This is a genomic window from Curtobacterium sp. GC_Cur_3 (genome assembly GCF_026544205.1).
Taxonomy (GTDB): Bacteria; Actinomycetota; Actinomycetes; order Actinomycetales; family Microbacteriaceae; genus Curtobacterium.
In genome coordinates this window covers 1-24,286 of sequence record NZ_JALNUI010000009.1, presented here as the reverse complement: position 1 = coordinate 24,286, position 24,286 = coordinate 1, and the positions used below count along the sequence as shown (strand labels likewise).

The 24,286-nt window shown below is 66.0% G+C and carries 32 protein-coding genes; 20 read left to right on the top strand and 12 right to left on the bottom strand.

Annotated elements, in window-relative coordinates:
* Nucleotides 1–15: 15 nt before the first annotated feature.
* The 4 genes from OXR63_RS06330 to OXR63_RS06315 are packed head-to-tail and all read right to left on the bottom strand — an operon-like array spanning nt 16 to nt 2,130.
* Nucleotides 16–387 carry a fluoride efflux transporter FluC gene (locus OXR63_RS06330; protein ID WP_055960823.1) on the bottom strand — a complete coding sequence of 124 codons (372 nt, stop codon included), beginning with the start codon at nt 385–387 and terminating at the stop codon, nt 16–18.
* A complete protein-coding gene (locus OXR63_RS06325; protein WP_228506157.1) occupies nt 384–887 on the bottom strand; it encodes a fluoride efflux transporter FluC in 504 nt (167 codons plus the stop codon). Before OXR63_RS06325 ends, OXR63_RS06330 begins: the two co-directional genes overlap by 4 nt.
* A complete protein-coding gene (locus tag OXR63_RS06320; protein ID WP_055960826.1) occupies nt 884–1,627 on the bottom strand; it encodes a 2,3-bisphosphoglycerate-dependent phosphoglycerate mutase in 744 nt (247 codons plus the stop codon). The genes OXR63_RS06325 and OXR63_RS06320 overlap by 4 nt, the downstream gene beginning before the upstream one ends.
* A complete protein-coding gene (locus tag OXR63_RS06315) occupies nt 1,624–2,130 on the bottom strand; it encodes a universal stress protein (RefSeq protein ID WP_060915497.1) in 507 nt (168 codons plus the stop codon). Before OXR63_RS06315 ends, OXR63_RS06320 begins: the two co-directional genes overlap by 4 nt.
* Before the next feature lie 277 nt (nt 2,131–2,407).
* Between OXR63_RS06315 and OXR63_RS06310 the strand changes: the two genes are divergently transcribed.
* Nucleotides 2,408–2,977, top strand: a complete 570-nt coding sequence (locus OXR63_RS06310) for a recombinase family protein (protein ID WP_267421033.1) — start codon at nt 2,408–2,410, stop codon at nt 2,975–2,977.
* Nucleotides 2,978–3,352: 375 nt separating this feature from the next.
* A complete protein-coding gene (locus tag OXR63_RS18355; protein ID WP_267421031.1) occupies nt 3,353–3,817 on the top strand; it encodes a toll/interleukin-1 receptor domain-containing protein in 465 nt (154 codons plus the stop codon).
* A gap of 54 nt (nt 3,818–3,871) precedes the next feature.
* Here OXR63_RS18355 and OXR63_RS06300 read toward each other — a convergent pair whose 3' ends face one another.
* Nucleotides 3,872–5,302 (bottom strand): serine hydrolase domain-containing protein, encoded by a 1,431-nt coding sequence (locus OXR63_RS06300; protein WP_267421029.1) that lies wholly within the window; start codon nt 5,300–5,302, stop codon nt 3,872–3,874.
* 191 nt (nt 5,303–5,493) lie between these two features.
* On the opposite strand from OXR63_RS06300, the gene OXR63_RS06295 reads away from it, so the two are divergent.
* Nucleotides 5,494–6,504 carry a S66 peptidase family protein gene (locus OXR63_RS06295; RefSeq protein ID WP_267421026.1) on the top strand — a complete coding sequence of 337 codons (1,011 nt, stop codon included), beginning with the start codon at nt 5,494–5,496 and terminating at the stop codon, nt 6,502–6,504.
* Between the two features lie 82 nt (nt 6,505–6,586).
* Nucleotides 6,587–7,270 (top strand): HAD family hydrolase, encoded by a 684-nt coding sequence (locus OXR63_RS18350; RefSeq protein ID WP_267421023.1) that lies wholly within the window; start codon nt 6,587–6,589, stop codon nt 7,268–7,270.
* Between the two features lie 129 nt (nt 7,271–7,399).
* Here OXR63_RS18350 and OXR63_RS06285 read toward each other — a convergent pair whose 3' ends face one another.
* Nucleotides 7,400–7,954, bottom strand: coding sequence for an AAA family ATPase (locus OXR63_RS06285; RefSeq protein WP_267421021.1), 555 nt, complete (start codon nt 7,952–7,954; stop codon nt 7,400–7,402).
* 109 nt (nt 7,955–8,063) lie between these two features.
* Nucleotides 8,064–8,282 (bottom strand): hypothetical protein, encoded by a 219-nt coding sequence (locus OXR63_RS06280; protein WP_267421019.1) that lies wholly within the window; start codon nt 8,280–8,282, stop codon nt 8,064–8,066.
* 328 nt (nt 8,283–8,610) lie between these two features.
* Between OXR63_RS06280 and OXR63_RS06275 the strand changes: the two genes are divergently transcribed.
* The gene (locus OXR63_RS06275) at nt 8,611–8,820 is read left to right on the top strand and encodes a hypothetical protein (RefSeq protein WP_267421018.1); all 210 of its coding nucleotides are present in this window, start codon (nt 8,611–8,613) and stop codon (nt 8,818–8,820) included.
* 174 nt (nt 8,821–8,994) lie between these two features.
* On the opposite strand, the gene OXR63_RS06270 is transcribed toward OXR63_RS06275, so the two are convergent.
* Nucleotides 8,995–9,249, bottom strand: coding sequence for a hypothetical protein (locus OXR63_RS06270; RefSeq protein ID WP_267421016.1), 255 nt, complete (start codon nt 9,247–9,249; stop codon nt 8,995–8,997).
* A gap of 94 nt (nt 9,250–9,343) precedes the next feature.
* On the opposite strand from OXR63_RS06270, the gene OXR63_RS06265 reads away from it, so the two are divergent.
* The 4 genes from OXR63_RS06265 to OXR63_RS06250 all read left to right on the top strand — a co-directional run bounded on the left by OXR63_RS06265 (nt 9,344) and on the right by OXR63_RS06250 (nt 12,410).
* Nucleotides 9,344–10,252 carry a S66 peptidase family protein gene (locus OXR63_RS06265; protein WP_267421015.1) on the top strand — a complete coding sequence of 303 codons (909 nt, stop codon included), beginning with the start codon at nt 9,344–9,346 and terminating at the stop codon, nt 10,250–10,252.
* Between the two features lie 47 nt (nt 10,253–10,299).
* The gene (locus OXR63_RS06260) at nt 10,300–11,139 is read left to right on the top strand and encodes a DUF3626 domain-containing protein (RefSeq protein ID WP_267421013.1); all 840 of its coding nucleotides are present in this window, start codon (nt 10,300–10,302) and stop codon (nt 11,137–11,139) included.
* A gap of 268 nt (nt 11,140–11,407) precedes the next feature.
* Nucleotides 11,408–11,929, top strand: coding sequence for a GNAT family N-acetyltransferase (locus OXR63_RS06255; RefSeq protein ID WP_267421012.1), 522 nt, complete (start codon nt 11,408–11,410; stop codon nt 11,927–11,929).
* Nucleotides 11,930–11,972: 43 nt separating this feature from the next.
* On the top strand, nt 11,973–12,410 hold the full coding sequence (locus tag OXR63_RS06250; protein ID WP_267421010.1) for a VOC family protein: 438 nt from the start codon (nt 11,973–11,975) through the stop codon (nt 12,408–12,410).
* Nucleotides 12,411–12,452: 42 nt separating this feature from the next.
* Here the strand turns inward: OXR63_RS06250 and OXR63_RS06245 are convergent, their stop codons facing one another.
* A complete protein-coding gene (locus tag OXR63_RS06245; protein WP_267421008.1) occupies nt 12,453–13,091 on the bottom strand; it encodes a LysE family translocator in 639 nt (212 codons plus the stop codon).
* A gap of 85 nt (nt 13,092–13,176) precedes the next feature.
* Nucleotides 13,177–14,226 carry an NAD(P)/FAD-dependent oxidoreductase gene (locus OXR63_RS06240; RefSeq protein WP_267421007.1) on the bottom strand — a complete coding sequence of 350 codons (1,050 nt, stop codon included), beginning with the start codon at nt 14,224–14,226 and terminating at the stop codon, nt 13,177–13,179.
* Nucleotides 14,227–14,359: 133 nt separating this feature from the next.
* On the opposite strand from OXR63_RS06240, the gene OXR63_RS06235 reads away from it, so the two are divergent.
* A complete protein-coding gene (locus OXR63_RS06235) occupies nt 14,360–15,040 on the top strand; it encodes an HAD family hydrolase (protein WP_267421005.1) in 681 nt (226 codons plus the stop codon).
* Nucleotides 15,041–15,086: 46 nt separating this feature from the next.
* On the opposite strand, the gene OXR63_RS06230 is transcribed toward OXR63_RS06235, so the two are convergent.
* Entirely contained in the window at nt 15,087–15,554 is a 468-nt protein-coding gene (locus OXR63_RS06230; protein ID WP_267421004.1) for a GNAT family N-acetyltransferase, read from the bottom strand.
* A gap of 769 nt (nt 15,555–16,323) precedes the next feature.
* Between OXR63_RS06230 and OXR63_RS06225 the strand changes: the two genes are divergently transcribed.
* From OXR63_RS06225 to OXR63_RS06200, 6 genes are all read left to right on the top strand, one after another.
* Nucleotides 16,324–16,905 carry a DUF4365 domain-containing protein gene (locus OXR63_RS06225; RefSeq protein ID WP_267421003.1) on the top strand — a complete coding sequence of 194 codons (582 nt, stop codon included), beginning with the start codon at nt 16,324–16,326 and terminating at the stop codon, nt 16,903–16,905.
* On the top strand, nt 16,890–18,068 hold the full coding sequence (locus OXR63_RS06220; RefSeq protein WP_267421001.1) for a hypothetical protein: 1,179 nt from the start codon (nt 16,890–16,892) through the stop codon (nt 18,066–18,068). The genes OXR63_RS06225 and OXR63_RS06220 overlap by 16 nt, the downstream gene beginning before the upstream one ends.
* 105 nt (nt 18,069–18,173) lie before the next feature.
* Nucleotides 18,174–18,842, top strand: coding sequence for a hypothetical protein (locus tag OXR63_RS06215; protein ID WP_267420999.1), 669 nt, complete (start codon nt 18,174–18,176; stop codon nt 18,840–18,842).
* A gap of 144 nt (nt 18,843–18,986) precedes the next feature.
* Entirely contained in the window at nt 18,987–19,178 is a 192-nt protein-coding gene (locus OXR63_RS06210) for a hypothetical protein (RefSeq protein ID WP_267420997.1), read from the top strand.
* 38 nt (nt 19,179–19,216) lie between these two features.
* The gene (locus tag OXR63_RS06205; RefSeq protein WP_267420995.1) at nt 19,217–19,501 is read left to right on the top strand and encodes a hypothetical protein; all 285 of its coding nucleotides are present in this window, start codon (nt 19,217–19,219) and stop codon (nt 19,499–19,501) included.
* Nucleotides 19,501–19,776: a hypothetical protein gene (locus OXR63_RS06200; protein ID WP_267420993.1), complete on the top strand. Its 276-nt coding sequence runs from the start codon at nt 19,501–19,503 to the stop codon at nt 19,774–19,776. Before OXR63_RS06205 ends, OXR63_RS06200 begins: the two co-directional genes overlap by 1 nt.
* Here the strand turns inward: OXR63_RS06200 and OXR63_RS06195 are convergent.
* A complete protein-coding gene (locus OXR63_RS06195) occupies nt 19,771–20,145 on the bottom strand; it encodes a hypothetical protein (protein ID WP_267420991.1) in 375 nt (124 codons plus the stop codon). The two genes, OXR63_RS06200 and OXR63_RS06195, sit on opposite strands and share 6 nt — an antisense overlap.
* Nucleotides 20,146–20,531: 386 nt before the next feature.
* Here OXR63_RS06195 and OXR63_RS06190 point away from each other — a divergent pair, with 386 nt between their 5' ends.
* From OXR63_RS06190 to OXR63_RS06175, 4 genes are all read left to right on the top strand, one after another.
* Nucleotides 20,532–20,927, top strand: coding sequence for a DUF3846 domain-containing protein (locus OXR63_RS06190; RefSeq protein ID WP_267420990.1), 396 nt, complete (start codon nt 20,532–20,534; stop codon nt 20,925–20,927).
* A 95-nt stretch (nt 20,928–21,022) separates the two neighbouring features.
* Nucleotides 21,023–22,486 carry a ParB/RepB/Spo0J family partition protein gene (locus OXR63_RS06185; RefSeq protein WP_267420987.1) on the top strand — a complete coding sequence of 488 codons (1,464 nt, stop codon included), beginning with the start codon at nt 21,023–21,025 and terminating at the stop codon, nt 22,484–22,486.
* Nucleotides 22,487–23,025: 539 nt separating this feature from the next.
* A complete protein-coding gene (locus OXR63_RS06180; RefSeq protein WP_267420984.1) occupies nt 23,026–23,232 on the top strand; it encodes a hypothetical protein in 207 nt (68 codons plus the stop codon).
* Between the two features lie 80 nt (nt 23,233–23,312).
* On the top strand, nt 23,313–24,248 hold the full coding sequence (locus OXR63_RS06175) for an ArdC-like ssDNA-binding domain-containing protein (RefSeq protein ID WP_267420981.1): 936 nt from the start codon (nt 23,313–23,315) through the stop codon (nt 24,246–24,248).
* Nucleotides 24,249–24,286: the final 38 nt, after the last annotated feature.

The following is a 24,286-nucleotide window of genomic DNA, read 5'->3' as shown; positions in this document are numbered from 1 at the left end:
CTCCCAGTCGGATGGTCAAGTGAGGGTGCCGAGGGTGACGCCCCCGGCGGCTGCGGCGACGGAGACGACGAGCATCCCGAGCCCGTTCACGGCAGCCGCGGTGGTGCGGCCAGTGCGTGCGAGGCGGACGGTCTCGAAGCTGGCGGTGCTGAACGTGGTGTAGCCACCCATGAGCCCTGTTCCGAGCACCGCGACGGGGGTGGCGCCGAGGTGACCGGCGGCGCCGGTGATCAAGCCCAGCAGGAACGAGCCGGTGATGTTGATCGTCAGCGTCCCGACCGGGAGCCGGAACTGCCGACCCCGGTTGATCGCACCATCCACGAAGAACCGTGCGGCCGCGCCGACACCGCCAGCGACCGCGACGCTGAGGAAGGCCAGGGCGCTCATGATGTGGCCCCGTTCGGTCGGACCAAACCCGCGATCGCGAGGCCGCTACCGGTGGCGATCGCGCCGGCGAGGACCGTCAGGAGCGCGTACCCGGTGCCGGCCAACCCGCGGCCAGCGAGGAACAACACCGCGGTGCTGGTCGCGAGGGTGCTGTAGGTGGTGAACCCGCCGAGGACACCGGTTCCCAGAAGCAGGCGCAGTGTCCGGCGGCGACCCTCGTCAGGTCCGCGATGCGCGAGGTGTTCCAGCAGCACACCCAGTAGGAGCGCGCCGGCGATGTTGATCCAGAAGATCGCCCAGGACACCTCCTGCTGAGCGGGGAACGCGGTGCTGAGTCCGTCGCGTGCGGCGGTACCGATGGCGCCGCCGAGTGCGACGACACCGAGGTACCGCCACCGCAGATGCACTGGCCGGTCGATACGTTCCGGGTCGTTGGCGTCGATGTCTGGGTCGGGCGGGAGCTGCCCATCGGGCAGGTGCGTGTCCGTTCGGGAGGTCATGTTCCACCTTCCGCAGCGACCGCTGCCGCTGCTGCTCGTGCTGCCGGATGCAGGTACTCCCCACCCCGCGGACAGAACCCACCGTCGCCGTCGAACCGGTAGATCAGGGGTTCGCCCGTGGGGAGGTTCAGGTCCGCGAGCTCACCGTCAGTTAGGCCGTCCATGCAGGCACACAGTGCCCGCAGTGAGTTGCCGTGCGCGACGACGAGCACTGTCTGCCCGTCGCGGAGTGCCGGGGTGATGCTGTGCGACAGGACGGGTTGGACCCGGCGGATGACGTCGGAGAGTGTTTCGGTTCGACGAAGTGCCGCCCACGGCAGTCCACGAAGCGCCGGCGTCCGCCGGAGCGCCAGCCACGCGCGGATCGACATGCGTGGTGGCCGTCCCGTGCGGGTCCGACGAACAGCGAAGAACTGCTCCGCCCCCAACGCCGCTTGCGCATTCTGCTTGGACATGCCGGTGAGGGCGCCGTAGTTCCGCTCGTTCAACCGCCACGTCGACTCGATCGGCGCATCACGTCCGAGGACGTCGGTGACGAGCTCCGCCGTATGGAGCGCCCGCTCGAGCGTCGACGTGAGCACGAGGTCCGGTCGGATGCCGGCATGCAGAAGTAGCAACCCAGCCCGATTCGCTTCGGCGCTGCCCTGTTCGGTCAGCGCGACGTCTCGCAAGCCGGTGAAGGTACCGGCAGCGTTCGCAGTGCTCTGTCCGTGGCGGAGCAGAACAAGCTGGCCGGTCACGGGGTGTCCCACGGCAGTGGGGCATCGAACCCGACCGGATCAACGGGCACTACGAGCACTGAACGGTGCTGCTGATGGGTCAGCCGTACCGCGACCGACCCCGTGAAGAACTCCGCGATTCGACCCGCTCCCGTCCTGGCCCCGACGACCAGCATCGCCGCGTCGCGGTCTTCGGCCACCTGCGACAGTGCCCGGCTCGGATCCCCGACACCCGGGACGAACGTGACGTCGACGCCGTAGGTCGTTGCGGCAGCACGTACTGCCGCCTTGTCACTGTCCGACAAGCCCTGCGGTGTCGTGTCAGCGGTGTCAGGGTCGATCGGTTCCACCATCACCGACCCGTCCGAGCGCGTACCGGCATCGAAGAGCGATGCATCCACGCTGACGCACACCAGCGTCGTACCGAAGCGCCGCGCGATAGACGACGCAACCTCGATGACCCCCGGAGCGAGGCCGGGCAGGACGCCGACGACGACCGGTCCGGAACCGATTGGTGCTGTCATGACACTCCCTACCTCAGGCGCGCAGAAGCGCGACCAGCTGAGATAGGGACTGTTGTCGACAACTGTCGAGGTTGGGTCCGGCAAGCCCCACTACCGGGTCCGAAGACACCACCATTATGCACCCGAACCCCAAGTCACGCGGGCCGTCTCGCGCACCCGCGACGTCCCGACACCGAAGGAAGCGATTCCGACGACACGGAGCGAAGCTGCCCACATCTCAACAGACTGTCCCGCAAAAATGCCCGGTAAGGGTACGGCTGACAGTACAGTCAGCATCATGCTGATCGGATATGCCCGCGTCTCGACCTCGGGGCAGGATCTCGCGGCACAGCGGGACGGCCTGCACGCTCTTGGTGTCGAGGATCTGAACGTGCACGTCGACCACGGCATGTCGGGAACGTCGCGTGAACGTCCTGGCCTCCGCACCGCCCTCGCAGCGGTCCGCGCGGGCGACACTCTCGTGGTTACGAAACTCGACCGCCTCGCTCGTTCTCTCCGAGACGCCACTGACATCGCCGACGAACTCACCAAGAAGGGCGTTGCACTCAACCTCGGGGGAGCGGTCTACGACCCGACGGACCCCGTGGGCCGGCTTCTGTTCAACGTCCTCGGGATGGTTGCCGAGTTTGAAGCGGATCTTATCCGGGCCCGCACCCGTGAGGGGATGGCGACCGCCAAGGCTGCCGGGAAGCTGCGCGGCGGCAAGCCCAAGCTCAACAAGGCGCAGGAGAAGCACCTGGTCGAGCTGCACCGTGCCGGCAGCCATACCACTAGCGACCTCGCCGAGCTCTTCGGTGTGGGACGAGCCACTGTCTACCGCGCGGTGCATCGAGCTGATCCGAAGTAAGACGTCTCACGCCCCGGCCGCCGATCGGCCATTAAACGCGGGCACCGCTCGTTCCTAAGGGGAACCAGACCATTGCTCATGTCGGTGGTCACTATTACCGTCTGACCTATGTCCTACTGCACTGCGCCTTCTCGAGGTCATCACACCGCAAGCGGGGCCGCGGCCTGCCCAGTCCACGGACGGAGCGGCGGGTATGGATACTCCGCTCCGCGGTCCTATCCCTCGTACTCATCGCCAAGTGCTCCGGTGCGCAGGAGCGAAAGCCTGACTAGCGGCGGAAGCACGGGTGCCGGCGCGCGTAGCGCACGGCCCTCGTGGCAGCCGAAGGGGTCGACGGCTTCATACACTGCACAGCAGGTGCGAGATCTTGGATCGGTGCGCGAGGCAGTCGTCGTGCGCACACAGGAGCAGGACGTGTTTCTGTGCCACGCGTGGCCGGACCGTCAAGCTGATGCGAAAGACGTGTACGACATGCTCCTCGACGAGGACGTATCAGTCTGGTTTAGCGAGGTAAGCCTTCGACCCGGTACTGACATGCGAGTTGCCATCGACAGAGGTCTCGTGAGCTCGCGCATGGGAATCGTGCTCGTGACGCCCGCGATGCTCGAGAAGCTGCGGACCGATCGGAGCGTAGCGAGCAACGAGCTGAGCGCCTTGCTCCGCCGCAGCCTTCTCGTTCCGGTTATGCATGGCGTGACGTTCGAGGAGCTCGACCAGGTCAGCCCCACGCTCGCCTCCCGTGGAGGCTTCAGCACGGCGGAGGAACCAATGCGGGACATCGTTGTCAAGATCGCCGAGCTTGTCGGGTCAGTCGCTGAAGAAGAGGCAGCGGGGCTCTAGCTCGTCCGTTGGTCGATCGGCTAACGAACGCTGCTGGCCGCGGTCAGCAGCGTGTTAGGCGTTCCCGCCAACCCAAGACGGCGATGTCGGGGGAACCTTCCGCCGCAACGCAACGCGTTCCCCTGCAAAGAGCCGGAACGCGCCGTCTGGAGCTGGGTCAAGGAACGACACCAACCGGGTGGCCTGCGTCCCAGTAACCACGGAGAAAGTGCCGTCGCCGTTTGGGCGGATCTCGTTCCTGGCAGCCCAGACCTCAGTCCCCACGATTTGGTTCATCGCTGCTGCTTCGTTCAATGGCTGCTCGGTCAACCAAAGCCGCCCGTCGCTCCCACTGCTCACGTCGAACTGCGTTTGCCGGTTCGCATACACGCCGAGATACGGTGCAGCGTCAGACACCAGCCGATCGGATGCTGGAACGGCTGGAGCCGGTTCCGGTTGAATGCCGGCCAGATCGAAGAGAAGCGCATTGGACAGTTGGCCGGCCAATGCTCCGCCCGCGTCACTGTTCGTCAGAACGACCACGGCGACGTCTCGGTCAGGAGCAATCGTCAAGAGCGCCGCGATACCGGGGGCGCCACCACCATGTTCGGCGAGGCCCGGTCTGGGGAGACGCCAGCCGAGCCCCTGCCATGACTCGGTACCCGTTTGGCTGCGGTGATTGATGTACGGCTGGAGCATCTGCGTGGCAGAAGCTTGGCTAAGGAGCCGTTCGCCACTTGAAGCGATACCCTCGGCCAGGAACATCTTCCCGAGGGCCAAGAGCCCGCGAGCGTTCATCGCGAGCTGGTTCCCCGCGGCAGGGTTCGACGGAGGCATGAGTGCCCACTCATGAGTGGGGGCCAACGGGCTGGAGGGGTCCGCGCGGACGTGACCAATCGCCGTCGCGAACGCCAGCGCTTGACTGGCCGAGAACGCCACCCGCTCGACGCCGAGGGGCACGAGCAGGCACGTCCTCAGCGCCTCCTCGTAGGTCATACCGCACACGACCTCGACCAGCCTGCCGAGAACTCCGAAGCCTGCACTGCAATACGAGAACACGGCTCCCGGTTTGTTGTACTGCTCGGCGTTGGCAACCAAGTCGCGCACGAACCGGTCGAGCGCATCCGAGTTACTTGTCGTCGGCTCCCACAGATCACCCTCGAACCCACCCGTATGGGTCAGAAGGTGTTCAACCGTGATCTCTGGACTCGCCTCGAGGTCCTGCGTGTGGAACTCAGGCAGGTACTCCTGCACCGGCGCTGCGAGCCTGATGAGCCCGGCATCGACGAGCTGCATGACCAAAGTGGCGGTGAACACCTTCGTGATCGACTGAACCGGGAAGAGTGTCTTCTTATCGACGGGATGCTGCGTGTCAACATTAAGGACACCATGGGCCGCGTCAACGATCAATCCGCCTGCTGCGACCGCGACCGCCACACCCGGGACATCCGTCGTCGTCACGAAGCGGGAAACTTCTGCACGTACCAGCACTTCGAGATCGACCATGACAACCATCATGACCTGAACCATCACCCGCCAGGCACGATGATCCGTAAATTAACTCCGCCACACATCCAGTGTCTCAACGCCCGAAGACCGATCGGCTACCGAGACGAGGTGACAGGGGGCCACGACGCATCCGCACCCGTCCCGATCCTGCTTCGACGCCTGCGGCGCTGGCGGCGGATACTCGTACGGTGTCCGAACCCGCGCGCCAACTTCTCCGTCCTCGTGCGCTTCAGCCTGGGGATCTCGTCGTTATCGCTTCGCTGTCCGCCCCGCTTCTTCCCGAGTACGAAGGGAACGTCGAGCACACGGAACGTCTGCTCGAGCGGATGGGCTTCCGGGTGCGTCGTGCACCGCTGCTGCAGGCTGGGCGCAGCAGATGGTGGAGCGCCGCCGATCCAGTGCAGATCGCTGCCGAGTTGAACACTCTCCTTCGTGATCCCGAGGTCCGAGCCATCGTTGCGAATGACGGCGGTCAGACGGCTTTCGGGTACCTGGATCTGGTCGATCTCGACGCGATTCGTGCCGATCCGAAGCCGATCCTGGGGTACAGCGACCTCTCGTTGCTGCACCTGGCTCTCTACTCGCAGACGGGTCTCATCGGATTCCACGCCGACATGGCCACGCCAGGCTTCGGCGGCAACTGGATGTCGGCGACGAAGCAACGGCGCGACGAGCTTGAGGCCCTTTACTTCCGTTTGCTGACCGACCCTGATCCGATCGGGGCGTTGCCGACAAGTGCCGCGTGGGAGTGCTGGCGCTCAGGACGCGCCGAGGGAATGCTGATCGGAGGCGTCATCAACCGTGTCGCGCTGGTGCAGGCCACCCGGTTCGCAGTGCCACTTGAGTGGTTCGACGGAGCGGTGCTGTTCTGGGAAGAGATGGGCGGGGAAGCCTCGTACGTCTGGTCCTACCTGCAGGTCCTCCGGCACTCGGGCATCCTCGACCGCATCGCCGGCATGGTCGTCGGTGTACCTCGTGACGTCGCTGGACTGGCACCAGGCGGGTCGTCACCCACGCTGGCCGAGATCGTCCTCGACGTTCTCGGTAGCCGCGAGATCCCAGTGCTCGGGAACGTCGAGATCGGGCACGCGGGCCCGAACCTTCCGATGCCGGTCGGTACCCGTGTGCGCCTCGACGCGGGGGAGCGTTCCTTGTCGCTGCTGGAAGCTGCTGTAGGCGGTTCGCTCGCTACTCGCTGATGGATCAGCTACGTCAGAAACGATCGATCCTGACGAACCCGCAACCGTCGCGTCCTGCTGAGGCCCGTCGTACTGTCGCGGGGTGACGGTCATTCTGATAGATCTCGACGACACCTTGATTCCGGACGTTGAAGCCCGGGATCAGACACTGTCCGAAGCCCTCACCGGCACCAGCGAACAGATCACACTCCACGATGCTCTCGACGTGGTCCGCGAGCGATGGCAGGCATCCGGTCTCCGCGATCTACCCCCTCTCGCGGGCGTCAGCTCCTGGGAAGCGCTCTGGACTGACTTCGACTGTTTCGGTGCCTTACCGCGCAACGCTCGCCTTCGTGGAAGTGAGTTTCACAGGCGGACGTGGAGAGACCTGCTCCCCAGCGAGGACCCGACCGTGGCAGCGATGAGCTTCCGCGAGCACCGCGAAGCCGCAGTGATCCCCTACCAGTGGGTCGACGGTGCTCTGGACGCGCTCAGCGCCCGGCACACCCTGTGGTGCGCCACGAACGGATCTTCACCCCTACAGCGACGCAAGCTCGAACTGGCCGGCCTCGCCGGACGTTTCGCGCGCACCTTCGTTTCCGGAGAGATCGGTGCGGAAAAGGACTCCGAGCTGTTCGCTCGGACTGTCCGCGAGGCGTTGGTCGCATCAGGCGAAAGCGCCGCCTCCGTCGTCGGGGACAGCCAGCGATCGGACGGAGCACTCGCAGAAGCTCTCGGTGTGACCTTCACCCTCGTCACCCCCGGTTCGGTCTGGTCTCTCGCCTAAGCGGATACGACCGTGTTCGCTGGAGGGCTGTTGTCTCCCTCTGTCCGATAGCCGATCGGCTATCGAGACGCTAGATGGTCCCTTCTTGCACCCGCGAGCGGTGCTTCACGGCCCACCGCGCAGCGCTGGCTAGGACGATGCGCTCAGGATGTAGCTAGCACCGGTCATCGCCGATTGCACCGCGGCCACGGTGTCCGCGGGGGAGTGTGACGTCGTATCGATCGCATGACCCTCCCACTCGCCCAGGTTCGAAAACTGGTCCCACAGCGACACGACAGGGCCCGAGCTGACCAAGGCGTCCTGTGTGCCCCTGCTCTGCGCGCGTCGGAGCGTTTCTTCTCGCGACGGCCGCAGCACGATGTACTGCATCGCAGGCACACTGCCGAGATCGCGCGGATTCAAGAAGTGGTCGAGCATCCAGGGTCCAATGATGCCGTCGACGAAGGTGACGTACCCGCCAGCCGCGTACGCGAACGCTGCACTGCGAAGCACCTCCATGACGGTCTCGTTCTGGCCATGAGATTCAGGTAGGTAGGGCGGGATTGCGCCCGAGACGATGTAGTGCCAGAAGTCATCCGAATGCAGATGAACCGAGCGCTCGAACGACGTGGCAAGCGAGCGTGCGGTCGTCGACTTGCCTGCGCCGGGTGGGCCGGTGAGGATCACGACGGTGCCGGGTTCCATGCGTCGACGGTAGGGCCAGCACCGCCGGGACGCAATGGGAACAGCACTGCATGAATTGGTCCGCTCCCGCCGCCGGCTATCCGGACTCCGATCGGCTACTGAGACGTCATCAGCGGCTTCGCCGAGGGACGGTGCTTACCCACATGAGCAGCCCACCGAGGCCGAGGAGGACGACGCTGAGGATGATGGACAGCCAGCCCAGGCCGGTGCCTGTCACTGACTCGATGATTCCCGTGATCAGCGCTATGGCTCCGACCGGAGCAGCGACCCAGCCCAGGATGCGGATGAATCTGCGGCTTCGAGCTGTGGCTGATTCGTTGGGGGTCACGGGCCTAGCCTGCGCCGGGACCCGGGTGCGGCCAATGACGACGCCAGTAACCTGCCCAGCCAGCGGCTAGTACAAAGGCGGCGCCGACGACGGCGCCGACGATCGACCAGCCCTGAGTGGACAGCCCACGTGATCGATAAGACGGTGACACGTACGCCAGATGCTCGGGGGAAGAGAGCACAAGAGTAAGGATCCCGTACGCCAGAAAGGCTGTGCCCATCACGACGGTCAGCACCACTTCCCACAGTGCGGGTCGGCGGGGAGGACGGAGCATGCCGGCAGGTTACCAACCCTGACCAAAGGTGAATGGCACGGTTAGGCTCGCGTCATGCCAGACGCCGCCCCCGTTCTCGTCATCCTGATTGTCGGAGCAGTAATCGGCGTTTTCTTGACCGCGGTCGGGGTCGTGAAAACTGTGCGGTATCAGGGGTGGGGCAAGCAGACGTGGGCCCCGCCTGCGAAGCCCTGGCTTTCAGCGGCGGCCGTGGTTCTCGTCTTGACGGTGGTCGGTGGCATCGTCTGGGCTACGTCGAGCTGACAAGGCCGCCGGTTCGAGGAGCCGGTCTTCGCAGGCGCTTTGGGCCTCTGCCGGCTCCCCGCAGACTCTCGCTCGGTGCGTCTACGGTCACCTTCTCGCCACAGGAAGCAACGACGCCGGCCAATCCGACGCCGCTTACTAGCTTCCCGATGGGCTCTCTGAGTAGCCATCCGGCTACTGAGAGGGCCCGCTGCCCGTTGTACGACTACTCAGAACACCTTCAACGATCCAGCACGCCAGGCCGACCAGGATCAACGCGCTACCGATCCAAATTGGAGTGGGTCGGCCGGCGTCCATGTTGCCAGCGATCACGGCACCGCCGAAGATGACGAGGAACAATCCGAAGCCACCAATGACCGCTGTGAGCAGTTTGGGGCGAGGCGATCCCTTGGCTCGGGTGATGCCGAGGAAGTCGAGAGCACGTCGCATGCGGTGAGCGTACGACTTGGAGCTGCACGGCGATCGATCGCCTATCGAGACACGATCCCGACGGAGACGGGGGTGCTGGGTAGGGTCCCGAGACATGGAAGCAACGACGCTCAGACCCCGCATGTTGACCGCTGGCGACACCGTCGCAATCGTCTCGCCCGCATCGTGGCCAGAGGACTCCGTGCCGGGGTGGATCACTCAGCGAGTCGAGGCATGGGGCCTGCAAGCGGTCATTGCGCCACATGCGCTTGACCACCGCGGCTACCTCGCCGGCAGTGACGGCGACCGCGCGGCTGATCTCAATGACGCGATCCGGGATCCGGAGATTCGTGCGGTGATCGCTTCCGTCGGTGGATGCGGCAGCTTCCGCATCGTTCCGGACATCGACGTCGAGGCACTTCGTGCCGACCCGAAGGTGCTCGTCGGGTACAGCGACATCACCGCCTTGCACCAGGTGTGGAACACCGCTGGCGTTCCGGTGCTGCACGGCGCGATCGCCGGCGCCCACGGCGACCACGTCCGGCGACTCCTCATGGAAGATGCTGACACGGTCGTCGACGCCGATGCCGGCGCCCTCTCGGCTGAACTCACGACGACGGGAAGCGCAGAGGGACCGCTGTTCGGCGGGAACCTCGAGATGCTGGCTCGGTCGGTCGGGGTCGTGGACTTCGACCTGTCCGGCGGGATCTTCCTTCTAGAGATCAACCGAGCGGCCGGGCTGGGGATGGTCGACCGGGCACTCACGCAGCTTCGGTACTCCGGAACGCTCGACGGTATCGCTGGCGTCGCGCTCGGGAGCGTCGACCAGTTCGCCGGCTACGAGGACCGCGGCTGGACCATCGTCAACACCTTGCGCGACCACTTCGATGCGCTCGGTGTGCCGGTGCTCGGTGGGCTTCCCCTCGGTCACATCGAGGACCTCGTCACCGTGCCACTCGGAACGCGCGCGGTCCTCGACGTCGACCACGGACGCCTGACAGTGAGTTCGCCGTCCGAAGGCTGATCGGCTATCGGCTATCGGACGTTCTAGCGATCGTGGTCGAATGAAGGATGGACCCCGTTGCGTCGGCTATCCGCTTTGTCCGGCAGCGCACAGCCGCAGGTCGTTCGCTGCCCGATGCCAGCCGCGTGAGCTTGCACTTTCACCCGTACTCCCCGTTCGACGGAAGTTGCACCCTCTCGGCCATCCTGAGCGACCGGCGGTACCACTCACAGTTCCTCACCGGTACGAGCAATGGTGGTCTGACTGCGCATCGTGGTGGGGAAAGGTGGAGTTGGGAAAGCCGCATCTTCGGAGGCGCTTACGACGACCACGGACCGGACCTCCGACCCGTGTACGGCGCACTGGACGACTCCGCCGAGGTCGGGTCCTACGGGCCGGCACCTCGATTCGGATCGGCTCACCTCCGGCTCCGACCCAACGTCCTCCCTCGATCGACGTTCGCGTTCCCTGACAGCACGTTCGAGCCGACGACGTTCGGGGTGAGCGATCGCATGCAGCTGCTCGATCTTGCTCGAAACGCTCCGACCCCCGATCCACTGGACCACTACGTGGAGGCCCACGTTCACGGAGGAGTGGCCGTACCCGACGACGTAGAAGCACTCGTCCTTGATCCGTCGTTCCAGGACGACGACGTTCATGACCTCGCTGTCCGTTCCGGCCTGACGGTTGAGTGGCATCGGGGGTACCGCGTTCCGGTGGCGGTGATCGAGGCCCACCCCGAGTACCGAGGTACCGACGTCGTCGCCCTCGCCCGCCAGCTAGCGGACAAGCGCACTGGACACCTCACGCCCGCGTCGTTGACGGACAGGCCGGTTGGCGCTCCGACGCAGGACGTGAAGAAGGTGTGGCACTACATCGCCCACTACGGACGCCGGCCGTCCCACTAAGCCATCGGCTATCGGACACGTCAGCGACGACGCCGGAGGATGCCGACCACTCCGACGATGACAATGACGACAACGGCCGCAACGATGAGCCATACCGGCACGGACATGCCGTGCTGAGAACCAGCGCCGCCGGGAGGGCCGGCGAGCAGAAGCAAGATTGAGTTCACGACGTAGGCCTCCAAGCAGCTCAGGTTAGCTTGCCACTGCTGGGTGTGCCGGAGGCCGATCGTCTAACGGACGCTTTGGCGGCCGCCTGCAAACTAGTCATGTGACCCGACTTCGACTCGTAACACCAGCCGACAGCTCAGCCCTCGCTGAGCTGCAAGTCCTAAACCGCGCCTACCTGTCGCCGTGGGAGCCGACTCGTTCCGAGGAGTTCTTCACCGACGCCGGACAACGAGCCGACGTCGACGCGGCGCTTGATAGACACGACCGCGGAGACGCAGCACCCTTCATCATCCTTGATGACAACGGGGCGGTGGTGGGTCGCCTAACACTTAGTGGCATCGTCCGCGGGGCCTTCCAGTCATGCGCTATGGGTTACTGGGTTGCCCAGGAGCGAACAGGAAGAGGGCTCGCGACGGATGCCGTGGCGACGGCCCTGACATACGCGTTCGCAACGCTCGGCCTGCACCGAGTCCAAGACGAAACACTGCTGGGGAACAAGCCGTCACAGCGAGTTCTTCAACGCAACGGCTTCCAGCAGTTCGGGCTCGCTCCGAAGTACCTGAAGATCGCCGGCGAGTGGCAGGACCACCTCATGTTCCAGCGATTGACCGACGAGGCTTAGTTCCGCCCGGACAGCGATGGCGGTCCGGACGGTAGACAGGGGCATGCCCTCCTCAGACGACGTCCCACACCTCCTGCAGACCGTCATCGACACCCCTGCACCGCGCGAGCTGGCCGAGTTCTACCGGTCACTCCTCGGACTCCGGTACCGCGGTGGTGACGCACCCGACGCCGACGAGTCGGAGCAGCCCGAGTGGTTGGTGCTGACCGCCGACGACGGAACTCGCCGTCTGGCCTTCCAACTCGCTCCTGACCTGCCGCGACCTCAGTGGCCGACAGGCTCACCCCCGCAGATGCTCCACCTCGACCTGACAGTGGACTCGACAGCAGCCCTCGAACAGCAGCGGGCTCGCGCCGTACGCCTCGGAGCGGCAGTCCTGACGGACCGGTCCGCGGACCCCGTCGAACCGCTCATCGTCTTCGCTGACCCTTCCGGGCACCCCTTCTGCATCTTCGTCACGCCGTGCACCCCGTCCCGATAGCCGATCGGCTATCGGACTGATTCGGAGATCCGGTCGGACCGCTCAGTGACGTTCCAGGGCGAGGCGTGCACCGAAGCCGATGAGCACGGTGCCCGCGACGCGGTCGATGATGCGTCGAGCGCGGTCGTGGACGAGCCAGCGACGGGCAGCATGAGCGGCGATGATGATGCCGGTAAGCCACGTGAGACCGAGGACGTCGTGCACACCGGCGAGGAGGAGACCCATGCCAAGGTGTGAGACGCCGTCAGGGATGAACTGCGGGATCGTTGCAACGTAGAACACGCCGATCTTCGGGTTGAGCAGGTTCGTCCACATTCCTGTGAGAAACGCCCTCCAGAGCGGCGCTGCCCGCTCGGACACCGATGTGGCCACTCTTTCGAGCCGGCCGCGCTGGAAGCTCTTCACGACGAGGGTGACACCGAGGTACGCCATGTACGCGGCGCCGCCGATGGTGACGACCCGGTACGCCACCTCGGATGCCGCCAAGAGCGCGGCGGCACCAACCGCTGCCGCTGCTCCCCAGATCAGCGCTCCGGTGTTGATCCCGAGCGCTGTCACGAACGCGTGCCTGCGGGACTGTGTGAGGGCGCTGCGCAGGACCAGGGTGGTATCGAGACCCGGGATTACGGTAAGCACCGCTGCAACAGCAGCAAATCCGAGCAGGGCTGTGGTGACAGTCACTGGACCACTGTATTAGCGACCGCGACGATCGCCGGCGATAGACACCGCCATCAGCGCTGGCGAGGCTGTCCCAATAGCCGATCGGCTAACGAGACGGCTTTTGCTGGTTGGTGCGATAGCGGACGGGGGCCAGTTCGGGCGGCTCTTGATCGCCGATGATGTCCTGGGCTACCAGGCGTCCGACGGTCGGCGCGAGGGTCACGCCGGAGTGCATCACGGCTACGTATGCACCCTTGTGTCCGGGAATCTTCCCGATGATCGGGTCTTCGTCGAGGGGCATGGGGCGGATGCCGACCTGCACGTCAGTCAGTTGTACGTCGTCCATCCCCGACACCGCAGCGCGCACTCGCGCCAAGACCTCCTGCCCGACCGCGTACAGTTCCTCATCGGAGGTCTCGCCGTTGTGGTCCCACGCGGCTTTGAATGTGCCCTGGTCTGTTTGACGGACCTCGATCTGATCGCTGCTGAGCAGGGTCCGGATGACCTCCGGCGCGGAGCTGAAACTGACCAAGATCGACGGTGACGGTTCAACCGGGAGGTCAACGCCGAGATCCCGGCAAAGCGTCGTCGCGTCCGCGCCAGCGGCGATAACCACCATGTCCGCCGGGACACTGTCGTTCTCCGTTCGGACCCCCACCACGCGGCCGTCGCGCTCTGTCAGTGCGAGGACTCGCTCGTTGCTGTGCACTCGTGCGCCGGCGACCTCTGCGCCGGCGAGCAGTGCCGCGACTGTGGCGACGGGATCGAGAGCCCCGTCTGTCGGGTCGAACGTCGCCCGCCGGGGTACGTGAACCAGGTGCGGTTCGAGTCGAGACACCGCATCAGGGTCGATGGTGTCCGCGTCGGTGTCCGAGTTGCTGCTGCTGTCCCATCGGAGTGAGCCTTTCCAGCGGACTCGGATATCGGGCAGCTCTTCTTCCAGTCGCCGGTAGTCATCGATGACCAGAGCACGCAGGGCCGCTTGTGCCGGACGAGGCGGGGTGGGTCCTCTGCCGATCCAGGCGAAGGACGATCCAGTCGCACCGGAGGCGGCGTGACGGCCCTCTACGACGGTCACGGCAGCGCCAGCTTTGGCGAGGTGGTAAGCGATCGACGCCCCAACGATGCCCGCTCCGACCACCACGACGTGTCTCATGTGTTCATCCTCGTCTGACCACCCGCTGCGGACCAAGGGACATCCACTGAAAGACGGTTCGGTTGACCATCGGCTATCGGGACGTCCAGATACAAGCCTCGCCCCGGTGCATCATCAAGGGGTGCGAGCCGTTGTGTTTGACCTCTTCGGAACCTTGACCGACCCTGCCGCGGAAGGTGAGCGAGAGCGCATCCTGGCAAGCACGGCACGAGTGCTGGGAATCGAGCCCTCGGTGTTCTCGACTCAGATGCGGGCCAGCTTCAACGAGCGCTGCACCGGAGCCCTCGGCGACACCGCTTCCACCTTCGTGGCCATCGGTGAGCGTTGTGGTCACCGTTTGACGGCTGACGCTGCGCGGCTGGGGGCAGCTCATCATCTCCGGGCTACCGCACCCCTCCGCCAGGCGCATCCGCACGCACGTACTGTTCTTCGTCGGCTGCGCGAGTCGGGATACCGTCTGGCGATTCTGTCGGACTGCAGCAGTGAAACTGTGGAGGCATGGGCAACGACGCCATTCTCCGCTTGGGTAGATGGAACATTGCTGTCGTGGTCACTGGGCTACCGCAAGCCGGATCCGCGCGCATATCGGGCGGCAGCGGATCAGCTGGGCGTGCCGCCTGAGGAGTGCTGGTTCATCGGTGACGGTGGAAGCCGTGAGCATTGGGGGGCGGCTCAAGTAGGGATGACGCCGGTTCTGATCGCCAATACGGGCGACGATGTGGCTCACCTCCGCAGAGACGCCGATACCTTCGTGCCGCAACACGTCGTACCCTCGCTCGCTGACGCGCCCGACCTCGTACTCGATGTTCGCTGATCGGTAAGTAGCGCCGCCCGATGCGGGCGAGGCGGCTACCCATCGGCTATCGGACATGGGTTGCCAGGTTCAATGTCATCGCGAGAGACCCGACAGCATCGTGTCGACTGGTCTCGACGAAGCCCGCGCGTTCGTACGTCCGCACGGCCGGGCGGTTGCCCTTCACGACGTTGAGACCAATCGAGGTCGCACCGAGTGCACGTGCTCGGGCGACGGCAAGCCGCACCAAGTCATGGGCCAAGCCGCGGCTTCGCACGGTGGGATCGAGTAGAACCCGTCCGAGGTGAGCATGGCCGTCGCGCATCGTGAGTTCGAACTGGCCGATCGGTTCGGGACCAGCGTCGACGACCACCCATGCCGTTCGTTCAGGGCTCTGTTCGTCCATCGTCAGCTGGTCGAGGGTCAGAGGCCATCGCAGGCGGGGGCCGGCGAAGAGGTTCAACGCCTCGGCGTCCGGCACCCATGACACGATCAGATGGCAGTCATCACTGGATCGCGGTCGAATCGAGAGCACGTCGCACATCATCCGCGCGATTGGTCACAACGGCCAGAGCCAGGTTCGTCGACCGATCGGCTATCGAAACGCTGGGGGTCAGGGCCTAGTCTGCGCCGAGACCCGGGTGTGGCCAATGACGACGCCAGTAACCTGCCCAGCCAGCGGCTAGTACAAACGCGGCGCCGACGACGACGCCGACGATCGACCAGCCCTGAGTGGACAGCCCACGTGATCGATAAGACGGTGACACGTACGCCAGATGCTCGGGAGAGGAAAGGGCCAGAGTAAGGATCCCGTACGCCAGAAAGGCTGTGCCCATCACGACGGTCAGCACCACTTCCCACAGTGCGGGTCGGCGGGGAGGGCGGAGCATGTCGGCAGGTTACCAACCCTGACCAAAGGTGAATGGCACGGTTAGGCTCGCGTCATGTCAGACGCCGCCCCCGCTCTCGTCATCCTGATTGTCGGAGCAGTAATCGGCGTTTTCTTGACCGCGGTCGGGGTCGTGAAAACCGTGCGGTATCAGGGGTGGGGCAAGCAGACATGGGCCCCGCCTGCGAAGCCCTGGCTTTCAGGGGCGGCCGTGGTTCTCGGGTTGACCCTGGTCGGTGGCATCGTCTGGGCTACGTCGAGCTGACACGGCCGCCGGTTCGATGAGCCGGTCTTAGCAGGCACTCTGGCCCTCCGAAGCACCCGCCAGCGTCACAGCTGATGATTGCCGCGAAAGTGACGAGGTGAACGGGTCCAACTGCGCGAGTCATGCTCACCGATGTGGTTGGATCGACCCGTGACCAGCGCGGGGGCAGTGCAGACGACGTGGGCTCGGTCCCACGTCCTACCGGCGGGCTCGATGCCGCTTGGCGGGATGAAGGAAGAGCTCAGCTTCGCTTACCTCCATATGCTCGCCAGCGCCACCGGTCTCGATGTCGGCACATGGCGGCAGGACTACGACGTTCGAGACATCTCTCTGCGCTCGACGGTCGATTACGGGGACTTCACCCCCGACGGGCTAAGTGACGCCGGGATCGATGTGCAACTCAAGTGCACGGGCCAGGAACGCGTAGACCGCGACGACACCATTGCTTGGTCGCTCTCGAGGCGCACTCTTGAGAAGATGAAGCGCACCAACCGGACGACGCCGTACATGCTCTGCGTGCTCGTCACGCCGGACGACGCTGCGTTCTGGTTGGACAGCAGCGTCGACGGTCTCCTGGCACGCAGTCACATGTACTACCAGTGGGGTCATCATCTCCCGGCCCTGACCTCGGGGAACGAATCGCAGACGGTGCACCTGCCCAAGGCGAACGTGCTCAGCCCTGCGACGCTGCTTGAACTGATGAAGGAGGCAAGCACATGGCGGGCACACTGATCGACGATGCCGGCGACTACGCCAACGTCGTCGACGCCACACGCCTGACACAGTTCCTCGCCACCCAGAACTGGACCATCCAAACCGATCTCGGCTATGCGCAGATCTGGTCCGAACCCGGCGTAACCGGCGATCTCGTCCGCCGGATCCTCATCCCTCGCGACACCGGCCTCGACGACTACGGGCCTCGCCTGTCGCAAGCCCTCTCTCGCGTCAGCGACACCTACGACTGGAGCGTGGCTAACCTCGCCGAGCAGGTCGCCGCGGTCAGCGCCGACCTCTTCTTCGTCCGCGTCGACCAGCACATGAGCGATGGCACCATCCCACTCCGGCAAGCATCCGCACTGCTGGAAAACATCGACGACATGATTCGTTCCGCGGCCCTCACCGCCGCGAACCCGCATTCCACTGGACGTGGCCGAATTCCCACCGCCGTCAACGACTTTCTGAACGACGACGTCCGCATGGGTCACACCAAGCGCGGCAGCTTCATCATCACAGTCGCTGCGCGCCTCGACCCCCCGACCGTCGATGAGGCCCCTGCCGACGACGCTGACGACGAGCTCGCACCGTCGTTCACCCGGCAGGTGATGACCACGCTGGCGCGCAGCCTCGACGTCACCAAGCAGGTCGCCGAAAATCGTTTCGACGCACCCAACATTGACGACGCGATCGCGTCCGGGATGCGTCTGCCGATGGTGAAGGCTCTGCAGTCGATGGGGTCCGGTGAGGGCCTCCGCTCGTTGGACATGAGCTTCGAATGGGCGCCAGTCGAGCGCCAGCGCACTCCGGTGGCCAGCAAGATCGAAATGACCCGCGAAACGGTCCAGCTGCTCGATCACGTCTCCGAGAGGCTCGTCCGGAAGGATCCTCCGAAGCAGGTCACGGTTATGGGACCTGTCATTGAATTGCGTCGTGGGGACGACCGTGACGATGACGGCGTTGGTGCCGGTGACATCGTGCTCCGCGCCGACGTCGACAACACGTGGCGGAAGATCAGCATCACCCTGAGCGGCGAGGACTATGACATCGCCATCCAGGCTCACCGGGAGAAGTTCCCCCTTACCGTTACCGGTGTTCTCGATAAGCCAGGGCGGAACTGGACGCTGCAGGACCCGACTCTCGACCGGTCCTTCTACGACTTCCGCAACCAGCCGCGCTGAGCCGGGGCTCCCTCATCGGCTCAAGACCGGGTCTAGTCGCGGGAATCGGCGATGTGAACTTGCCGCCGTACCGTTGAACCGATCGACGATCGCAGGGAGGGCTGCATGAGCGGCAAGCAGGCGAAAGCCCGTCGCGCAAGGGAGGGACGGGTAGCGGCTGTTGCGGCAGAGCGGCTCGCCCGCCAGCTCACGGGGGCGACGTTCTGGCACGGGGGCGCCCCGGGTCTGCAAACTGGTGAGGTCTTACTCACCGCGCACGCGGCTCTGATCGCAGGTCGGACGGACACTGCTCATTCGTTGCAGAAGGGCTACGCCGACGGAACCACCGATTCACGGCGGGTGTACTTCACGACGGATCGTGAGATGGCGCGCGGGTACTGCGGGCTCTACAAGGTTGACGACGACGTGGCCGGGTCTTTGTACCGCGTCGCGCCGATCGGGCCTGTCCAGGTTGATCCCGATTTTGATGGTCGCAACGTGTCGTGGTGTGCTTCTGGCGCGAGGATCCTTGAGGTCGAGGAAGAACAGGTCGACGTGGATGAGTTCGGCGCCATGGAACGGATCGGGCCCTACATGGCGTGGGAGAACGGCGATCCGATCTACAGTCCGTTTGGTCACTTCCTCCCGAGTCCTGAGATGGGCCAGTTCGGCATCACAGCTCCGTGGCTCGCGGAGCGATACCGACAATGGACGCCGTGGGAGCTTGTTCAGGCGGATCTTCGTTCGATGCTGGCCGCGGGGAGGCGTCCCGCTCCCAGCTCGTTCATGTCGTGATACCGCGTCGCGGCTGCGCCCTGTCTTCGCTGCGCTGCGCAGGCCATCGGACGGGCCGTGTTCGGGAGCACGTCGTTGGCTGCAGCACTCGAGGCGATTGGCCAGGGGGAGGGGGAGTCTGGTCCGCGAGTACGCTCCGCGGGGATGACTGATGAGCTCGAGGCGTTACAGTGGCTCTCCGTCGACGAGCTCGCCGTCGCCCGTCGGCGGGCGATCCGGAAGCTGAACCTCCTCGACCGCTCCGCGGACGACTACCCGCTGACCGTGGCCGCGCTGGAGCGGACCATGGATCTGATCGGGGAGGTGCAGGACGGCCGCCGCCGACGGTACTACTGAGACCGGCGGTGTCGGCGGCCGCGGTCATCATCGGGGTCATGCCCGAACACCGGTGGGCCCCGCCGAGCCATCCCGATCCCCCTGAGGATCAGCCGCTCGGCATCGATGCTCCGGCGGGCCCTGACCGGGTGTCCGGCTACCCGGCGGTGTGGGTGCAGGTCGAGTTCACTCGGTCGGGTCCGCAGACCTGTCCCGGGTTTGTCGAGCAGGCCGACGGCGACGTGGTCTACGTGCAGCTCGTGCACATGGGGTTCGTGCACCACGTGTGGGTTCCGATGGACCGGCTCAAGAAGCGGTCTCTGCGGCCACCGGGGCGCCGCTGATGGGCGTCCGCCGACGCGGACGCTGGTTGCCCGAGGAAGCGGTCTCGATCCCGCAGGAGGCCCGTGGCGGCCTCGCGGGTGACGTCGCACCGGCGGCGCCGGTGTGGGCGTGGATCCGCACCTACCGCGGCGTCGACCGTCGGGTTGAGGCGAAGGCGATCGCCGCGACCGCTGACGCGGTCCTGATCGAGTGGGGGAGCGGTCAGGCCGCGACGGCCGCGTGGGTCTGGCGCGCGGCTGTGAAGCACCGCGCGGACCGCACAGCCCCCTCATAGCGCGACCTCGAGCGGTGTCGGCGGTGCGGAGGTACCGTAGAGATGCGCTCGAGCTGTTCCCCCCAACGCTTCGAGCGTCAGCACGAGGACCAGCCCCCAAAGCCGGTCCGCGTGCTCACCGGCCCCGGCTTGTTCCCCCCAACGAGCCGGGGCCGCTTCACGTCTGACGGCGATCGGTCGGCGGTCGCCGGCGTCGTGGAACTCACCAGTCGCGACCCAGACGCGTCCGCCGTGCTCGAGTGTCGCCGGCAAGGCACCGCGGATCAGGATCCGGACGGCCGGCCGCATTTCGTCGGCGACGAGGTCGACGGCGCGCGCGTCGCGATCGTCCGGGTTCCGTCCGGGGCTGGTCCGCACGAAGTCGCTCATGTGTCTAGCGAACACGATCTCGCAGAGGATCCGCTACCGGCGCTGCAGCTCGAGAGGGGGAAGGGCTCCGCGGACCGCCTACGGCGGACTGTTCTGACTGTATGGAGCCGGCTCCGCCGACCAGTGCCTTGGGCCTGCGGCCCGTTTTTTTACCGAGAAGCCTTCGGCGGCTCGGTCGCTGCGCTCCCTCGTAGCAGCCTCCCGGGCTGCGTCTAGCCGCTGCGCGGCCGGATCCTCCGAGATTTTCGGCACGCGGTCGCTGCGCTCCCTTATTTCGCGCCGAAATTCTCTCCCCCTCCGCCCTTCGGGTAGACACACCCTTCCCGGCCGCTAGGCGGTAAACCGCCTTCTCGGCAAAAAAACGAGGAGGGGAATGGAGAAACGAAATGATCAAGACAGCAACCCGCACCACGACCGGACTGATCGGGCTTCGCCTGAACATCGACGGAACGATGGAGGACGTTCGGATCACCGTCGGCCCGGACGGCTCCCACGTCGCGAGCCTCAATCAGGCGATCGGTTCCGACCTGTTCGACGTCGTTGGCCTGCCGAACGGCATCGACGTGTTCGTGGACGACGAAGGGCTCTACCGGGCCGAACACAGCCCGGTCCTGTCCGAAACCGTCCGCCGACTCGGCGGCTACCCGGCCGGGTACCGGCTCCATGGAGCAGGCGTGTTCGTCGCCGTGGACGACGACGGCGACACGATCGCACTGACCCCGGCGCAGCGCGCCCAGGTCACCACCGCGTGGCTGCAAGCCGTCAGCGGCAGCAACGCCTAACCACCCCCGAATGAAACAGACCGGGTGCGGAGTTCCCGACAAGGATCAATTGCCAGGACCCGCACCCGGTCACTACCGGAAAGCGTAGCAAAACCATGAGCATCATCGACAACATCGCCGTCACCCACCTGACGGACCAGCCCAGCACCACCGAGCAGGCTCCCACCGCGGGCGTGGAACTGGTCACCCTCCCAGCGTTGAACGTGTCGATCGAGAACAACGTCCGCACCGCGGCCGACCTCGACCCCGCGTTCCTCGCCTCCGTGAAGCAGCACGGAGTGCTCCTGCCGACCATCGGCTACCGCGACCAGGACGGCCGCGTGGTCGTCCGGGACGGGCAGATGCGTGTCCTGGCAGCCATCGAGGCCGGGTGCGACGTGCCCGTGTTCGTCACCGCGCGTGACGACAACACGGCCAAGCGGATCGCGGAGCAGTTGGTCGCGAACGAGCGCCGCACCGCCCTGACGGACGGTGACCGGCTCGCCGCGTACCGGCAGCTGGAAATCGAGGGCCTGTCGGTCACCGCGATTGCTAAGGAGACCGGCACGAAGCGGGACACCGTGAAGGCGACCCTCGCCGTGGCGAAGTCGGAAGCGGCGACGAAGGCCGTCACCGACCAGGCCCTCACCCTGGACGACGCACTGCTGTTCGCGGAGTTCCAGGACGACCCGGAGGCCATCGCGGAACTGCAGGCGTGCGTGGACGAGGGCTACGCCGAAGAACTGCCGTTCACGGCCGAGCGCATCCGTCAGGACCGGCAGGGCAAGGCCGACATGGCCCGGATCGCGGGGGAGTGGGAAGCCAAGGGCGTCCGCGTCGTCACGAGCGAGGACGACTACACGACCCTGTCGAGCCTGACCGACGCGGACGACGACGCCGAGGACCGGCCCATCCTCGACCCGGAGGCGCACGCGACCGGCTGCGCCGGTCACGCCGTCATGCTGCAGGCGTGGGGTGAGCACACGGCGATCCCGGTGTGCACGACCCCGGAGGCGCACCACGTGAAGTACCCGCGGTACTCGTTCAGCACGGCCCCGGCTGTGGAACTGACCGAGGAAGAAGCGGCCGAGCAGAAGGAGGCCGAGAAGGCCGCGCGCCGGGAACTGATCGCCAACAACAAGGCGTGGGACGCCGCGGACACGCTCCGGACCGAGTTCGTGAAGTCGCTCCTCCAGCGGAAGACGCTGCCGAAGGACTGGACGATGTTCGCCGCTGTCGCGGGCACCCGTCACGGGTGGACGATGCGCGCCGACAACAGCGGCGGTATCCGCGACCTGCTCAGCATCGAGTCGGGCAGCGGCTACGGCGCTGACACGGTCGCAACCTGGGTGGAGCAGCACCCCGCGAAGGCTCCGCACGTCGCCCTTGCCGTGGTGCTGTCCGCGTTCGAGAACGCGGCGAACCGCGAGTGGTGGCGTCGTCCCACCACCGAGGGTGCGGCGTACCTGAACCAGTTGGCTGCGTGGGGCCACCGCCTGACCGACGTAGAGAAGATCGCCGCGGGCATCCAGCCCGAGCCGGTCGACCCGGTCGAGGACGCGGACACAGCGGCCGAGTAGGTGAACCAGCGTGGGGGTCGCAGCCAGCGGCCCCCACGCACACCCGGCACCGGTCTCATCGGGGCGTCTCAGCGTTCGTGGGCGGCGTCGCGGCTCCGCCGCAACGGCAAGGGGCTCCGCCCCCTCCCTGACCCCGGCGCTGCTCGACGGAGCTCGCAGCGCGACGACACCGCAGAGCGGCGCCGCGAACAGCGCTCTGGAGGACGAAGGATCTCCGGCGCGCAGGACCGGTCGCAGCCCAGAGCTTCCGGCCCAGGCCGGGAGTCGCTTCACTCCGAGTGGAACCGGCTTCGCCGGCGCTGTCTGGGCCTCCGGCCCGTTTCTTTGCCGTGAAGCCTTCGGCAGCGTACGGACGTCCGGGTTCCGCGCAAGCGGCAAGCCGCCGGCTCCTCCGAGATTTTCGGCACGCGGTCGCTTCGCTCCCTTATTTCGCGCCGAAATTCTCTCCCCCACCGCCCTTCGGGTTGCACTCCACCCTCCCGTCCTAGCGGCGACAAGTCGCCTTCACGGCAAAAAAACGAGAGGGAGAGGAAGAGCACATGCGCTACCAGATCGAGACGCTGACCCGGGTTGTCAGCAAGGCCGACGACGCAGCTGAGGCGAGGACGGCGGGACTGCGAGAGCGGGCCGCGGAACTCAAGACCGCCGCGTCGCTGGGTTGGACCCTCGCGAGCACGTTCGTCCTCGAAGGGGTCGAAGTCGCCACGTTCGTCGACACGATCACCTTCACGCCGCCCGCGGAGTGAACCAAGGCGGGAGGGGACAACTCGTAATTGCCCCCTCCCGCCTCCCATCCTCCCCGATCGAGACCCCGGAGGTACAGACCATGAGCACCACCACCGCCACCAAGAAGCGCACCGCCAACACCCGCCGCCCGTCCGTCACCCCCGAGCAGCGGAAGGAGCAGGCAGCCGCGTTGCACGAGTCGATCGCGGCGCAGGTAGAGCAGCTGCGCGACTCGGACCGGTGGACGGCCTTCCTGCAGTTCGCGGGCGCGTTCCACACGTACAGCCTCAACAACGTGTTGTTGATCCTCGCTCAGCGCCCCGATGCCGAGCGGGTGGCGGGGTTCCGGAAGTGGCAGGCCCTCGGCCGCCAGGTCCGCAAGGGAGAGAAGTCGCTCCGCATCTTCGGCTATAGCACCAAGAAGGTGACCGAGCAGGACGAAAACGGCGAAGACGTCGAGAAGCGTTACCCCCGGTTCCCGATCCTGCCCGTGTTCGACATCGCCCAGACCGACCCGATCGACCCGGACGCCGCCGACCAGTCGACCCTCACCGCGCCCCTGACCGGAACCGATGACCACGGCGTCATCGGCACCCTGACCGCCCACCTGGTCGCGGACGGGTGGAGCGTCGAGCACACCGAGCCGGGAGAAGGCCGCAACGGCTTCACCGACCCCGCCGCCCGCCGCGTCGTGATCGGGTCGCACCTGGCCCCGAAGCACTCCGCGAAGACGCTCATTCACGAGCTCGCGCACATCCTTCTCGGCCACACCGACGACCTGACCGAGTACGCCGAGCACCGCGGCCTCATGGAAACCGAGGCCGAGAGCGTCGCCTACGTCGTCGCCGGACTGGTCGGATTCGACACCGCCGCCTACTCGATCGGCTACGTCGCCGGATGGTCAGACGCGGACGCCGACCTGATCCGCTCCACCGCCGCCCGCGTCCTCACGGCAGCGCACCAGGTGGCCGCGATCCTCACCCCTGCCGACGTCGACGCCGAAGACGGCGACGACGCGGACCCCACCGACCAGTAGTCACCGCGGGGGCCGCTAAGCGGCCCCCGCCTCCCGGA